Below are 14,824 nucleotides of genomic sequence, written 5' to 3' on the forward strand. Positions count from 1 at the left end.
TCATATCTCCCTTCTACCTTTCAGTTCTTTTCACCTTATTACTTGCAAGTTCCATGCCAATATTTTATTTTATTTTGTATTTTTTAAGTTTTCTGACTACTGAAGGTTGACTGATTCCCAGGTTTTGGGCCATTTGCGTAGTAGTCTTATGCTTCTCCCTCGCATTCTTTATTACTTGTTCTTCGACCGACTCAAGAATGTCTTTTAATGATTGGCCATTGTACTCAAATCCTGAAATATCAGCACTATGCTTTATGTATGGACCAGGGAGGTTTTCCATTTCAATTAATGGCTTGGAAGATGTCACAATCAGCCTTTCAATTATATTCATCAGCTCTCTGACATTCCCTTTCCAATCTTGAATCAACAACTGATGAACAACTCCTTCATCCAGCTCTCTTTGGCGCTGATATTTTTCACAAAAATGATTGACGAAGTAATCGATCAACGTAATAATGTCTGATGTTCTCTCTCTCAATGGAGGAATCGTAATAGGAACCACATTCAAACGGAAGAATAAATCCCTCCTGAATTCTTTCTCCTCTACAGCCACCTCTAAATCCTTGTTCGTAGCTGCCAGAACCCGGAAGTCAACCTTCCTTTGCTTCGTACCGCCTACGCGATAAAATTGTTTCTCCTGGATGAACTTTAGAATTTTGACCTGGTTTGATAGAGATAGTTCCCCTATTTCATCTAAAAACAGGGTGCCGCCTTCAGCGAGTTCTGCTAATCCTACTTTCCCTTTGCGGTCCGCCCCCGTGAAAGACCCGGATTCATACCCAAAGAATTCTGCTTCAAATAACGAGTCTGGTATCGCCCCACAATTGACCTCGATGAACGGGCCGCCTTTTCGTTGACTTTTGTTATGTATGAATTTCGCGATATGGGACTTACCGACACCGGATTCCCCCAGCAGGAGGACGTTCACATCGACTTCTGCTACTTGCAGGGCAACCTGTAACACCTTTTTCATCTCATTACTCGAGGCAATGATTCCTTCCGAATAGTAATGACGGCTTCTAAGGATTTCAAGCTCGCTTTTGACCCTCTCCATCTCATCTTCCATTTCAGTTAAATACTTTTTCATATTCAATAATTCCGTTACATCATGGGAATAGCTGACGATTCTCACTAGTTCCCCGTTTTCATCGAATACCGGAATCCCTGTAACGAGCAGTTTTTTGCCTTCTTTACTCGTCTGGACCAACGTTATTTTTTTCTTTTCTTTTAAAACGATCGGAGTTAATATCGGAGAAAAAACCCCTTCTTTCTCCAAATCATATACAGATTTCCCCACCATATCTGCCGAGTTCACGTTATAAATATCTCCGGTTGCGTCACTCACTTTCAAAATAATCCCATCTGTATTGGTTACTAAAATATCATCTTGCAGCGAATGAAGGATCGCCTCATTTTCATTCCAACTTTTTTTCTTTACAGTCACAGACAGCACCCCTTTGCACGTCTTAAAACTATTCAATAATGAATAATTATCCTGATAATTTTTATATTAATTCATTTATACCAAAGTTTTTTGACTTTTTATACATTTTCGAATAAATTATTCAAAAATAAATACCTTTTACTCTACTAGGTTAAGAAATTATTTTACTATTCAAACCATTTCGATTATCATTTTGGTAAGACTGTTTAAGGTGGGATAAGGATGACAGATGGAGAGAAGTTCACGTTGGAACACGCTAAAGAACTGGACAGGCAGGATTCGTTGGCCCAATTCCGGAATGAATTTTACATAAAGAAAAATCACTATTATATGGATGGGAATTCTTTAGGCTTATTATCAAAACGGGCAGAGAAGTCGTTACTTACGTCATTGGAAGATTGGAAGGAACATGGAATCGATGGCTGGATGGATGGGCAGGAGCCATGGTTCTATTATTCTGAGAAGCTTGGTAAAATGACGGCCCCATTAGTTGGGGCAGAAAAGGAAGAAGTGATTGTGACGGGTTCCATTACGACGAACCTTCATCAGTTACTCGCCACATTCTATCAACCTGATGAAAAACGCACTAAAATCTTGGCAGATGAATTGACTTTCCCTTCGGATATTTACGCGATCCAAAGTCAGCTGGAGTTAAAAGGCTACTCACCTGAGGAGCATTTGATCCAAGTAAAAAGCCAGGACGGATATACACTGCGGGAAGAAGACATCATTGCAAACATGAGTGATAATATATCCCTTATTCTATTACCGTCCGTTCTTTATCGAAGCGGCCAGCTACTGGATATAAAACGATTGACAGACGAAGCCCATAAACGTGGAATTGTGATTGGATTCGATTTGGCACATTCCATTGGGGCTCTTCCTCATCAATTACATGATGACGGAGTGGACTTTGCCGTGTGGTGCAATTACAAATATTTAAATAGCGGCCCTGGTGGTGTAGGCGGATTGTTTGTTCATAACAGGCATAAAGGAAAGAAACCTGGTCTTTCCGGATGGTTCAGCTCCCGTAAGGATAGACAGTTTGATATGGATCATACGCTGACCCATGCAGATTCTGCAGGTGCCTTTCAAATCGGGACCCCTCATATATTAAGCAGTGCTCCTTTACTCGGATCCCTGGAGTTATTTGAAGAAGCCGGCATTGAGAATCTGAGGAGAAAATCCCTTTCTCTTACACGATTTATGATGGATTTATTTCAACAAGAACTTTCACAGTATGGGTTTACAATCTGTAACCCACTTGAAGATGATCAGAGAGGCGGGCACATTAGTTTAAAGCATGAAGAGGCGGCAAGAATTTGTAAAGCCTTGAAAGTGAATAAAGTAACACCTGACTTCCGTTCACCAAATGTGATCCGACTGGCTCCGGTAGCTCTCTATTCTTCGTATGAAGATGTGTGGGAGACCATCCAAATATTGAAAACCATCATGGACAAGGAAGAATATAAGAAGTTTGAAAATACGCGGAATGTTGTAGCGTAACTTCTTTTAGAAAGGATGAGATTGTTTGAAGATCATTGATATCTCCCGCCCGTTGCACAATGATACTCCTGTTTGGCCAGGGGACACTCCCTTTTCTTTTTCTTTGAATTGGACGAAGGCGGAATCGGGATCCGTGAACGTCGGTCAGCTTACCATGAGTTCTCATACTGGAACACACGTCGATGCCCCCTTCCATTTCGACCAAGATGGAAAGAGAATATTGGATCTGCCATTAGAGAGGTTCATGGGGCCGGCCATCGTTGTATCTGTGGAGGATGCTCCAGAAATAAGTAGTGAACTAATGGATAAGGTCGACCTCTCTGGAGTTAAGAAGGTGCTTTTCAAGACGAATGCATGGAAGAATCACGAGCAGTTTCCTGAACGCATTCCTCACATTGCGAAAGGGCTCGCACCTTTTTTGAAGGAAAAAGGGATTGATTTGATTGGAGTGGATCTTCCTTCAGTGGATCCATTGGATAGTAAGGAGCTTACTGCTCACCATTCGTTGCGACAACATGACATCGGAATATTGGAAGGGATTGTCCTTGACCACGTAGAGCCTGGGCGGTATGAATTGGTTGCCCTTCCCCTCCCTCTTAAAGAAGGAGATGGATCTCCCGTCCGAGCCATTTTAATGGATCGAACTTAATAAGATTCCTTTACAGGTTTTCCCTTCATTTTGTATAATAGAATAGAAAAGTTCATTGGTTAAATACAGAGTCCTGGCTGCCACCAGAACTCTGACAGTATACATTGCCGTGAGCAATTTATCCTTAATAAGATAGAAGTAACCTTTCCCTTGCAGTTGTCATAGTGGGTGGGTTACTTCTTTTTTTGTTGCGTGACTGTGATTATTGCTACTGTTAATGTACCAAAGGCAATCATCAATTGTAGTACGTCTGCCGTTTCGATCATTCCTGCACATCACCTCCCATCTTAAGGGAGCTGCCTCTTGCCCACCCAGCTATGTACACCGTACATATATTTTAACACAAAAAACGAACGTATGTTCTATAATTATGAGCATATTTAGAAAATAGTTCCTTTTTACTGAATTGATTCTGCCTATAAATTATATTACATCGCATATATTGCCTCCTCCTATTCATAGACTAACGATATAGATGTTTAAAATGATGAAAATTGGACCATAGCTAATTTTAAAAAGGAGGCGGCACAGTGGGAATCACAATCACTTTGGGTTTAATCGTAATGCTTGGAATGATTTTAGGTATTCTAATTTATTTCTTAAGACAAGCTTTGGATTCAAATGATTCGAAAAAAATCGACTCTCATGACCATGATCATTTTTCGCAATGATGACTTGGTCCTTCAATGACCTCTAGCAAAATTTATTTTTGCAGAACGGTCGATATCTTGAAAGAACGGTTGATAAAGCCCAATTAAGATTGATACCTTTCTATAAAGGTCGATAAATCCGTATAACGTTTGATATCTTTACGGTCAGCAAAGCAAAAAGCCCGCACGTCCTGTCTTCCAGGACGCCCGGGTTCTTTTTATTCAGTGATTTCCTTTTCGCCAAGCTTCATTGGACTTGAGCAAAGGGGACAAACCTTGGATTCCGTATCCTCATGGGTTTCCGGCCTCTGCCAGGCAATGCATTTGGTATTTGTGCAAATCCAGGCCAAGATCTTACTCACCTTCCCACTCCTCGCCTTTTTACTTGTCTTTGGCTGATCCGTGTGGGGAGTATTCGTAAATAAATCCGCAATAAACCGGGAACATTTCCGCTGTTCGCCTTGATAATAGGCAGGAGATGAAATAAACAATTTTTCTTTTGCCCTTGTGATGGCTACATACGCGAGCCGTCTTTCTTCCTCTACTGCACTTATTGCCTTTTCTTTTTGATTCGGATCTTTGTATACCTTATCTTCAAGCTTATTGGCATTCAACGCTGAGCTGTGGGGAAGGTTCCCTTCAATGGCACCGATCAAAAACACGACGGGGAACTCCAGGCCTTTGGAACGGTGAATCGTCATTAACGATACGCTGTTTGTATTCTTTTTTTGACTTTGATTTGAATAGATTTCTTCATACTTTGCTTTCATCTCATCAATGAAGGTAATAAAACTCGAAATCGAATCAAAGCGTTTCGCCGATCCCTCAAGCTCGTCCAGCATTTCTTTAATGAGTTCCTTCTGTTCTGTTACCACATGTGATTCCTGGGCATCGATGTATTGATGATAGAACTCTTTCCTGATCCGTTTGATCGCAGCTTCAGGTGACTGGTCTCCGATCGATTTTAGAAATTTCATCCGTTCTTTTATATTCTTTACCTGAAACGGCTTCAATCCTGATAATGTCGTTAAATGGATAAGAGGATATTTCTTCCTCTCTTTACGATCTTCCTCGAGAATATGAGCCATCCCCCGGTCCCTTCTTATAAATAAAGTCGGCAGCAGGGATTCCATGGCTGAAAAGTTCCTTGGAACAATTGATAACCGCAAGTAATCCACCACCGGTTTCACCGTCCAGTTTTCATAGAAGAGGGAATCCTTTTGATTATAGGGCGTGAACGGAATCTCTTTTAATAGCAGTTGCTCAAAGACTGCCCGCCCGCTGCTCATGGTGCGGTGAAGAATCGTCATATCCCCATATGTATAGCCTTCTCCTATCAACCTTTGAATTTCTTCAGTGATCCAGACGGCTTCCTCGTCTGCCGTTGCAGGTCTTGAATAAAGAGGCTTCTGCCCTTCTATTTTCGTGGCAATCAGCTCTTTTTTCCGGCGGTGATCATTTCGTCCAATCACTTCATTCCCGAGCCCTATGATATAGGCATCGGATCGATAGTTCTCCCTCAACGTTACAACCTTTGCATCCGGAAACTCTTCATCAAAATCCAAAATAAATTCGTTTCTGGCCCCGTTAAAGGTGTAGATCGTTTGATCATCATCCCCTACTACGAACATGTTTCGATGAGCCGCAATCAACTTCATAAGCTCATATTGTACAGAATTCGTATCCTGGAATTCATCGACCATCACGTACTGGAAACGGTGCTGAAGAGAGGTCAAGAGGTTAGGATTCGAAAGTAATAATTGATATGCCTCTGTCAAAATATCATCGAAATCCATTTTATGATTCATCCGCTTCCACTCTTCATATTTTAAGAGAATGTCACGCACTTCTTTATCTGATTTTGATTTCTGTGGAAGATCCCTGATATCTTTTTGGTTCAACTTATAATGAGAGAGTTTTGCGAGGAGCGTCTCTGCATCATAAGGATCATATATCTTCATTTCTCTCTGAATCTGCTTCAAGATAATTTGTTTATAGCGCTCGTTCCCGATCACTTCTTGTGTGTAATGACGGGATCTCAATAAATAAAGAAACAGGGCATGAAACGTACTGGCATGAACCTGTCCACCCGCTTCCGTCCCCGGCAGACTTGAAATCCGCTGCTTCATTTCTTCCGCCGCTTTCTTTGTAAAGGTCACCAGTAAAATATTCCTCGGCTCAATATTTTTCACGGTCATCAAGTAGCCTGCCCGGCAAACGAGGACCGTCGTCTTTCCCGTCCCTGCACCAGCCAGGGTTAAACACGGTCCCTTCACATGTCGCACAGCCTCTATCTGGGAAGCATTCAAGTGAATGCCTGCTTCCTCCATCGTCCGAAAGAAAAAAGCATCCTCTTCATGGGAGGATATCAGCTGTTTCGTCGTGTCTCCCTTATGGAGTGGCGCTACCGGGATTTCCTTCTTTTCCGCTTCATATGGATAAATAGAATAGTTGTTTAATACTTTATTCAAAGCTCATTCTCCTAGCTTTTCTTTACGATTCATAACCTTCTCATCATAACAAGAGCCCTTCAAAAATAGCAATGACAATCTCAGGATGATAGGGATAGACTACTGGATATGTAAATACTGTTAAACGATTGTTTAATCCCTTGAACCCTAGTAGAATAAATGTTTTGAAGAACTAATCAAACGTTTGTTTAAATCGGATATGCTCCCCGGGGATTAACATATTGCAAGAAAAGGTAATAGAACATTAGGTGATAAAAATGAATCTAACAAAATGGGGCTTTACCCGCTTCAACAGCATAAAGGCAGAATTCGATCACTTCCCCCACTCCCTTGTCATCCTCAGGAAAATCAGAAACTATTACTTCGTCAATAAAGTTCACTGGTCCCACCTTGATCCTGTCGTGGAAACACATCATCTCGAAGAAATGGAACTGCTTATGAACCGGGAATTGGATTTGGAAAAATATTATCTTAATAGAAGATTAGATTAATGGCTCTGTTTGTTGCTCATTTCATATTTTCAAAATAAGCTTTAAGGTTTTTAATTGTCCATATTTATAGGCAAAAAAAAATGTAGTTGCACAGAGTGGATTGGAGCGGAAGGCACTTTACTCCTGCGGGAAATAGAGGAAAAGTACGAAAAGCGGAGGCGGCTCGCCCAGCCCCGACAAGCATAAGATGAATGGGCCGGGAAGGCGTTTTTTGCCTTCTTGGCCCATTTAGCTTATGACCTCGAGGGGCTAGCCGCCGGAGCTAGACAGTCGAGACCCCACAGGGCAAAGCCCGAGGAGGCTCGACTTCCTCCCCGCGGAAAGAAAGTGCCTGGAGCGAAAAGGAACGGTCCATGTATAATTGAATCCACTTTTTCAGAAGCTACTTACTTTTTTGAAAAGAATTTTTTAAAAAACAAGAAAAATTGAGATAAAGTAAGATAACCGACTATTTCATCGTTAAAAACAGCCCAAATCGTATTATATTGATTATTCTGAACATTTGCATTAATTTTAGAATTTGTTAATATATAATTAATAAAAGATTTACAAACACAAACTTTAAAGGAAGGCGTGATTCCAATGAAGTAAGCTAGCAAAGCATGTCAGCATCACATCTCGCTTTTGAGATCGGCCCGTGAAAACTGATTTCAAGATGTGTGGATATGCGGGAATGCGCAATCTTATTTCAGGAGATGATTCCAATGAAGAGTGTAAGCGAAGCATGCTAACATCATGGTACGCAAGAAGATAGCCCGTGAAAACTATCTTCGTAACATGTGGGCGTGTGGGAAAATCAGCGGCAAGAGAAAATAAACTAAATAATACATGCAATACCATTAATTCAAAAGAATGTTAAGTATGTGTATTAGTAAGAAAGGATAGTAAAGTTAATTGAATAAGGTTTACTTAAGTTAAGGCGCTGTTTATGTGGTATAGGCATAAGCAGCGTCTTAAGTTTTGCTTAAAACTCTTCTTTTAACAGGGAACAAACAGCAGCATCACAAAAGATACCCTTTTCAAATGCCGCTTTTCTCAATACTCCTTCGAACATAAACCCTGCTTTTTCAAGACATTTCTTTGAAGCTGTGTTCTCCGGATCATAAAAAGCTTCTATTCGATTGAGGGACATTTCTTCAAACCCGTACTTCAAGGTAGGTCTTAGCACCTCGGACATGACCCCTTGTCTCCAATAGTTTGGATGAACCTCAAATCCCACCTCGGCTTTAAAGTGCTCTTTTTCCCACTGATGAAAACCGCAGCTGCCAATGATTTCGTCTGTTTCTTTTAAAGCAATCCCCCATCTGATCCCTTCATTTTCCTGAAATCTCCCGTTCCATCTATTGATGATTTCAACGGCTTGTTTTTCTTCTTGAAACGAATCAAGATCATAATATCGAGTGACCTCATCTTTTGAAAAATAGTCAAATACTTGGGGAGCATCTCCTTCTTCCATCTTTCTTAAGCGGAATCTTTCTGTTTCAAGCACCGGAAAGGTTCTTGTCAGCATAATCATTCTCCTTTTCTTCTTGTTCTCTTTTACTATTCAACATTGTATTTTTTAATGCCTTCTTGAAAATTGAATTTCTCATAAAAACTTATTCTTGTAATCAAAAGCATTGGTTTGTATTCTTTCCTTATTCTGGTTACAATCGATTTAATAAGCTGAAAAGGATTGGAGAAGCGATGTTGGATCATAAAGCTCATAAAATCATTGTAAGTAAAGCCATATTTACGGGAATAGATTTATCCCCTTTTGATGGGTTCGTGGCCGTTCGGGATGACAGTATTATTGGGGTTGGTCCCCGCTCAGAGATGGTGAGCTTCATAGGACCGTCTACAGAAACATGGGATGTCGGAAACCGCCTCGTGACGGCAGGGTTTCATGACTTCCATCTTCATTTGTTTTTAGGGGCAATGTTCGAGGGATTCTGTCAGCTGACATTCGGCCATTCAGAAGAAGCGACGGCAAAAATGGTTGCGGAATATGCAAAGGACCATCCAGATGAAGAATGGGTCCTTGGATTCGGTTGGCATCACGTTCGCTGGCCTGGTCAGGCTCTTCCCTCCCGTCAATCTCTGGATCAGTACCTTCCCCATCGTCCCGTTGTGCTTCTGAACGAAGAAGCTCATAGCGCTTGGCTGAATACAGCTGCCCTTCAGAAATTAGGCATTCACCGTGATACACCCGAGCCTCCTTTTGGAAAGATTGAAAAAGACGAGCATGGGGAGCCGACCGGCTTTTTGTATGAGACGGCTGTTCAGTATGTAATTGAAGCTTTTAGGTTTGATGAAAAAGTGAAAACCAGGTTGATGAACGGGATGTTGGCAAAGACTTCATCCTACGGCATAACCTCTGTGTCTGATATGCTCCCTCTTCCCGGATATACTTTGGGGGATCCAGCTTTTTATAGGACCTTTGAGACAAAAGGAACACTGACGACGAGAATTCATTTTTTGGATGTTTTGGACGGAAATCTTGAGCGTGGTATTCAACTCAGGGAAAAGTATCAATCCGATAAGCTTCAATTTTCCGGCTTGAAGCAGTTCCTGGATGGTGTCCCCCTCACCTATACAGGCTTTTTGATTCAGCCGTACTCTGACCGTCCTTCTGAAACCGGCGGCACGATTTATGATTCTCACGTTTACCAAAAATGGGTTGAAGAAGCAGACCGGGAAGGATTCAGGATCCGCCTACACGCATGTGGAGACGCTGCGGTCCGGTTGGGCCTCGATTTGTATGAGCGTGCCCGGAGTGTAAACGGACTACGGGATTCCCGCCATACAATCGAGCATATTGAAGTTTGCGATCCAAGTGACTTCGATCGGTTTGAGAAATTAGGCGTCATTGCATCCATTCAGCCTGAACACCTGACATCAGGATCGATGGATACTCATGCCTATTTAGACAGACTTGGTCCGGAAAGGGCTCGATTCACCTGGCCGATTGGATCCTTGCAGAATCATAGGGCCAGTATCGCTTTCGGAACGGACTTTCCGATTGTGGATCTGAATCCCATGCTCGGTCTTTACCGGGCGATTACCAGAAAGCATGAGGACGGAACTCCTCAAGGCGGCTGGAATCCTCATGAAAAAATTTCATTAGCAAATGCATTGATTCATTATACGAAATCCCCTGCCTACGGAAACTTCAGAGAGCATGATTTAGGAACGATCGAAGTTGGGAAGAAAGCGGATTTAGTCGTCTTGGATCGTAATTTGTTTGAAGTGGAAGAAGAGGAAATGCTGGAGACTGGTGTTTGGATGACCATGATGGATGGAAATGTCGTGTATGGAAGATAAGGTGAAAATAATGGAGGGGTAGATATCATCCCATCCAGTCAAAAAACAGAGGTCCGTCCCTCAAAACCCGGGGACGGACCTCTACCTATTTTTCTTATTTTTGTTCCGGGGCTTGAAGTCCCCCGCCTCGAATGGTTTTTTCTTGGAATGGGAGGTTGAGTTCTTTGCTCAGCTTCTCGAGGAAGCTCAGTTCGCGTTTGGATACGAGGCAGATGACGGTTCCTTCCGCTCCCATGCGCCCGGTTCTACCTGAGCGATGAATGTATTGTTTCGTATCGCTTGGGAAGTCGTAATGGACAACGTGTGTGACGTCTGTGATATCAAGGCCACGTGCTGCAACGTCTGTTGTCAGAAGCATGGACACTTTTCCTGAACGGAAGCGGTCCAGTGATTGCTTACGCTCCATCTTGTTTGATTCCCCTGCCAATACTTCCAGCTCGACTCCCTTATATTTCAGTTTTTCTTCTATTTCAGAGAGCTTCTCCAGCTGATTGAAAAATACAAGTGCTTTGATTCCTTTGAAATATGAAATGCTTCTTAGAGCTTCCATTTTGTCTCTCAGCTCACTGTATACATACACATGATCTACTTTCGGGTTATCGAGATTGGCTTCCATTTTGACGATTTCATGGTTTTGTAATAATGATTCCGCTACGTTCTCGGTTTCGTCTGATAAAGTGGCCGAGAAGAATAGAACCTGACGCTCTTTTAAGGTGGATTTGATGATATCCTTCACTTCACGGATATGTTCAGATGAGATCATTAAATCGAACTCATCGACGACGATGGTTTTTACTTCATGCATCTTCAGTTTTTTCATTTTCATCAATTCGATCAGGCGACCCGTTGTTCCCACTACAATATGTGGCTTTTTCTTCAGCTTCTCGACTTGCTTTTTAATGTTTGCTCCTCCAATGAAGGCAGCACTCGTAACGTCTGATCCCTTCGCCCATTTTTGGATTTCCTGGTGGATTTGCATGACAAGCTCTCTTGATGGAGCAAGAATTACAGCTTGAGCCTGTTTTCTTGCTGGATCAATGGCTTGGATGATTGGAAGTAGATACGCCAATGTCTTTCCTGTTCCAGTCGGCGATTCACAAACAACATCTTTCCCTTCCATAATGAGAGGTACCACACGCTCCTGGACAGGAGTTAAAGAAGTGAATCCTGATTCTTCCCAGTTTTTTTGAATTGATGGGGCATTGATAATGGTTGAAATTGAGTTCATACTATTTGTCCTTTCTTAATCGGCAGAGGCAGCAGGAATCTCTTCGGCAACGATTGGCAAGCTGATTTCCACTGCGGTTCCTTTTTCTTTTTCACTTTGAAAGCGTATATGTCCTTTATGTCGTTCAATGATCTTTTGACAGACGGCCAGTCCCAGACCCGTTCCTTTTTCTTTCGTTGAATAAAATGGTTCCCCAAGGTGGTCGATTCTCTCCGGTTCCATGCCTACTCCGTTATCCGCAACGATAACATGGGCGTCATCACCTCGGGTGACCAATGTAATTGAAACATTCCCATCCTTGTTTTCAGGTATGGATTCAACTGCATTTTTAATAATGTTAATGAACACCTGTTTGAGCTGATTTCCTTCACCAAATACGTACAAAGGCTTTTCCGCCAGATTTTTATATTGAATGGATACATTATCAAGATGAGCCTGTGCTTCCATCAGTACCAGTACTTGTTTCAGTATATCATCCAGTTTTTCGCGACGCAGGTCGAACTCCTGCTGTTTACCCAGTATCAGCATCTCCCCTGAGATCAAGTCTATCCGATCGACTTCAGAGAGCATGATATCCAAATGATCATGGTTGATTCGATCGCTGATTTGCATAAGCTGGATGAACCCTTTAAGGGAAGTAAGGGGATTGCGGATTTCATGTGCCACAGCCGCAGCCAGCTGTCCAATGACAGAAAGCTTTTCGGATGCGATCACCATTTCTTCATTTTCCCGGAGAAGGGTTATATCCCTTGCAATGGCAAACATCCCTGTCACTTTTCGATTCACAATAATCGGTACAAGTGAACAACGCAGTATTTTACGTTTGTTATTGGCTAAATGAATGGTCGTTTCAAAGGTTGACGCCCACCCTTTAAAGGTTTGGAAAAAGTACTCCGTTACTCTTTTCATCTCGACTTCATCCAAAAATTTACTGAATTTCACTTCTTTCAACTCTTCATGAGTTGATTCCAGCAATCCTTCAGCCTCAGAGTTAACAGATACCACATTGCCATTCAGGCTAAGCTCTAACACTGCATCCGGATTTTGTTCAAAAAGAGAATGATAATGCTGATTCCTGATTTGAAGCTGTTTCTCTTTCTTCTGCAACTTTTCATTCGAAATTATTATTTCACTGGTTCTCCGATACACCAATAAAAAAATGATCATACCTGTTACAAGTGTAAATAACCAGCCTTTATAGCGCTGAAAATAAATATACATGCTGAGCTTTTCATGAGCGATGATCATGGAAAAATAGTCGGATAATATTATCCACAGGATGCCTAATAATACGTAGGTGACGGAGATTTTCAAGGCAATGTCTTTTGCTTGTTTCATCGTTGAGGGTTCACCTAAATTCAAAATAGTCTTTCTCCTATGGTTTCTCAGTTCTTACCAATTTATCATAAATTCTTTGAAGACTTATTTTCCTTTCAAAAAGAAAGTCGTCAAAGGGTAAATTCCAATGCTTTGTATGATGAGAGAAAACAGTATGACTCCAAATGTCAAGGAGTGGAGCAGCTGAGGACCTTGTCCATCTATACTTAGTAATAAGGCAACAGACATGGTTCCTTTAATACCGGACCACGTTAATATGAATACTTCCTTCCATCCGTACTTTTTTCTCCAAGTTTTTCTCACTTTGACAACACCAATAATAATAACATAGCGAACCACCAATGAGAGAATAAATAGGAAGAAGATCCACCCGATTAATGAGAAAGACAAATACTGTGTCGCCTGGATCCCTATTAATAGGAATAAAAAGGTTAGAATGGTCGGTTCCATGACAGTCCAGAAACCATCCAGGTCCTTTCTAAAATGATGTTCCTTAATTGCTCTTCCATATTCATACGAAAGCATGACCCCTGAGAATACAGTAGCCAGTACGCCTGAGACACCAAGCTCTTCCCCTATGTAAAAGGTTCCATAAGCAAGAATGATGCTAAGCATGATCTGGTATCTGGAATCAGTTGTGAAGTGGATGGCTTTACTCGCCAACCAACCGAGCGACACACCAATGGCAATCCCTCCTAAGGAAACCAATAAAAATTCCAAAAGAAATGAAGGCACTGAGATGGACTCTTCGCCAAAGTAGACTCCTGCCACAACCGTAAAGAGCACGATGCTTGTGCCATCATTGATCATTGACTCACCTTCTACAACATCTGCTATGTCCTGATGATCGGAAGATTCCTTTAATATAGACACAACAGAAACAGGATCCGTAGGCGTCAGGATCGTTGCGATTAATAGAGCCTCTATAAACGAAATGGAAAGCCAAGGATGCAAACCGTAATAAAAAAGCAGGCTCATTAAAAGCGTAGTAATGATAATTCCCACTGTACTAAGGATAGAAATGATTCCAACATGCTTTTTTAAGGCTTTTGTTGAAAATTGATAGGCAGAAATAAATAATAAGGAGGGAAGAAACCATTCAAAGATAATATCTTTCGTCAAGTTTACGTCAGAAAAAGCAGGTACGTACGACAGCCCTATTCCAAATAGAAGTAAAACTACTGGAACAGGTACATTCTTTTTCTTTTTATCAATGGTAAACACACTGTAGCCGATTACAAGCAAAAACAGAATTTGGATTGGATCGATGATTCACACCTCCATACTAAGGTTCATACCTTTTTATTCCACTGAACATCCTTCCTTTAAACACACCACAACCATCTTCCTATTTTTTCAAAATTGTGTTTATTTTTCATGTAAGAGGAAAAAAGAGAAGCAATGATAGTGAAAGAAGGTGATGCTACATGTTAAGCACGATGTATGGTAGCAAAACATTCAGTAAAAGCGGTACGATTACCCTTCCCCACAAATGGAGAGAACAGTTTGGACTCATTCCAGGAAGACTTGCAGAACTCATCTACCAAAACAGCTGTATATATATTAAGCGCGCGGTCAAAGACTCTACTCATAACAAGCGCTACGTCTCAGAAAAAGGAACCGTCCATATCCCAAAAGAACTCCGGGAAGAAATGGGCATGACCCATCAATCACCCTACTACCTGATCGTAAATGAAACAGAAAATTGTTTTATGATTTCAAGAGAAAAATAACCATAAGAACC

General features: G+C 41.5%; 13 protein-coding genes. 6 read left to right on the top strand and 7 right to left on the bottom strand.

Annotated features, from left to right (window positions below; translation table 11 throughout):
- Positions 1-64: 64 nt before the first annotated feature.
- On the bottom strand, positions 65-1,444 hold the full coding sequence (locus tag ACXAF2_RS22210) for a sigma-54 interaction domain-containing protein (RefSeq protein WP_475141885.1): 1,380 nt from the start codon (positions 1,442-1,444) through the stop codon (positions 65-67).
- A 222-nt stretch (positions 1,445-1,666) separates the two neighbouring features.
- Between ACXAF2_RS22210 and kynU the strand changes: the two genes are divergently transcribed.
- Positions 1,667-2,950 (top strand): kynureninase, encoded by a 1,284-nt coding sequence (kynU, locus tag ACXAF2_RS22215; protein WP_475141886.1) that lies wholly within the window; start codon positions 1,667-1,669, stop codon positions 2,948-2,950.
- A gap of 25 nt (positions 2,951-2,975) precedes the next feature.
- Positions 2,976-3,599 (top strand): arylformamidase, encoded by a 624-nt coding sequence (kynB, locus tag ACXAF2_RS22220; RefSeq protein ID WP_475141888.1) that lies wholly within the window; start codon positions 2,976-2,978, stop codon positions 3,597-3,599.
- 173 nt (positions 3,600-3,772) lie between these two features.
- On the opposite strand, the gene ACXAF2_RS22225 is transcribed toward kynB, so the two are convergent.
- Positions 3,773-3,865 (bottom strand): putative holin-like toxin, encoded by a 93-nt coding sequence (locus tag ACXAF2_RS22225; RefSeq protein WP_475141889.1) that lies wholly within the window; start codon positions 3,863-3,865, stop codon positions 3,773-3,775.
- Between the two features lie 264 nt (positions 3,866-4,129).
- Here ACXAF2_RS22225 and ACXAF2_RS22230 point away from each other — a divergent pair, with 264 nt between their 5' ends.
- Complete coding sequence (locus ACXAF2_RS22230) at positions 4,130-4,270, top strand: hypothetical protein (RefSeq protein WP_187443189.1); 141 nt, start codon at positions 4,130-4,132, stop codon at positions 4,268-4,270.
- A 197-nt stretch (positions 4,271-4,467) separates the two neighbouring features.
- On the opposite strand, the gene ACXAF2_RS22235 is transcribed toward ACXAF2_RS22230, so the two are convergent.
- Positions 4,468-6,720, bottom strand: coding sequence for a UvrD-helicase domain-containing protein (locus ACXAF2_RS22235; protein WP_475141891.1), 2,253 nt, complete (start codon positions 6,718-6,720; stop codon positions 4,468-4,470).
- Between the two features lie 257 nt (positions 6,721-6,977).
- On the opposite strand from ACXAF2_RS22235, the gene ACXAF2_RS22240 reads away from it, so the two are divergent.
- Positions 6,978-7,211 carry a hypothetical protein gene (locus ACXAF2_RS22240; RefSeq protein ID WP_475141892.1) on the top strand — a complete coding sequence of 78 codons (234 nt, stop codon included), beginning with the start codon at positions 6,978-6,980 and terminating at the stop codon, positions 7,209-7,211.
- Between the two features lie 964 nt (positions 7,212-8,175).
- Here the strand turns inward: ACXAF2_RS22240 and ACXAF2_RS22245 are convergent.
- Positions 8,176-8,721 carry a GNAT family N-acetyltransferase gene (locus ACXAF2_RS22245; RefSeq protein WP_475141894.1) on the bottom strand — a complete coding sequence of 182 codons (546 nt, stop codon included), beginning with the start codon at positions 8,719-8,721 and terminating at the stop codon, positions 8,176-8,178.
- A 179-nt stretch (positions 8,722-8,900) separates the two neighbouring features.
- Here ACXAF2_RS22245 and ACXAF2_RS22250 point away from each other — a divergent pair, with 179 nt between their 5' ends.
- The gene (locus ACXAF2_RS22250; RefSeq protein ID WP_475141895.1) at positions 8,901-10,514 is read left to right on the top strand and encodes an amidohydrolase; all 1,614 of its coding nucleotides are present in this window, start codon (positions 8,901-8,903) and stop codon (positions 10,512-10,514) included.
- A gap of 94 nt (positions 10,515-10,608) precedes the next feature.
- Here ACXAF2_RS22250 and ACXAF2_RS22255 read toward each other — a convergent pair whose 3' ends face one another.
- The 3 genes from ACXAF2_RS22255 to ACXAF2_RS22265 form a co-directional block, all read right to left on the bottom strand.
- Positions 10,609-11,742: a DEAD/DEAH box helicase gene (locus tag ACXAF2_RS22255; RefSeq protein ID WP_475141897.1), complete on the bottom strand. Its 1,134-nt coding sequence runs from the start codon at positions 11,740-11,742 to the stop codon at positions 10,609-10,611.
- A gap of 15 nt (positions 11,743-11,757) precedes the next feature.
- Positions 11,758-13,080 (bottom strand): ATP-binding protein, encoded by a 1,323-nt coding sequence (locus tag ACXAF2_RS22260; RefSeq protein ID WP_475141898.1) that lies wholly within the window; start codon positions 13,078-13,080, stop codon positions 11,758-11,760.
- A gap of 84 nt (positions 13,081-13,164) precedes the next feature.
- Positions 13,165-14,325, bottom strand: coding sequence for a cation:proton antiporter (locus ACXAF2_RS22265; RefSeq protein ID WP_475141900.1), 1,161 nt, complete (start codon positions 14,323-14,325; stop codon positions 13,165-13,167).
- Positions 14,326-14,507: 182 nt separating this feature from the next.
- Here ACXAF2_RS22265 and ACXAF2_RS22270 point away from each other — a divergent pair, with 182 nt between their 5' ends.
- Positions 14,508-14,813 carry an AbrB/MazE/SpoVT family DNA-binding domain-containing protein gene (locus ACXAF2_RS22270; RefSeq protein ID WP_475141901.1) on the top strand — a complete coding sequence of 102 codons (306 nt, stop codon included), beginning with the start codon at positions 14,508-14,510 and terminating at the stop codon, positions 14,811-14,813.
- The last annotated feature ends 11 nt before the right edge of the window (positions 14,814-14,824 follow it).

The sequence above is a fragment of the Rossellomorea sp. ABR4_004 genome, from assembly GCF_056159585.1.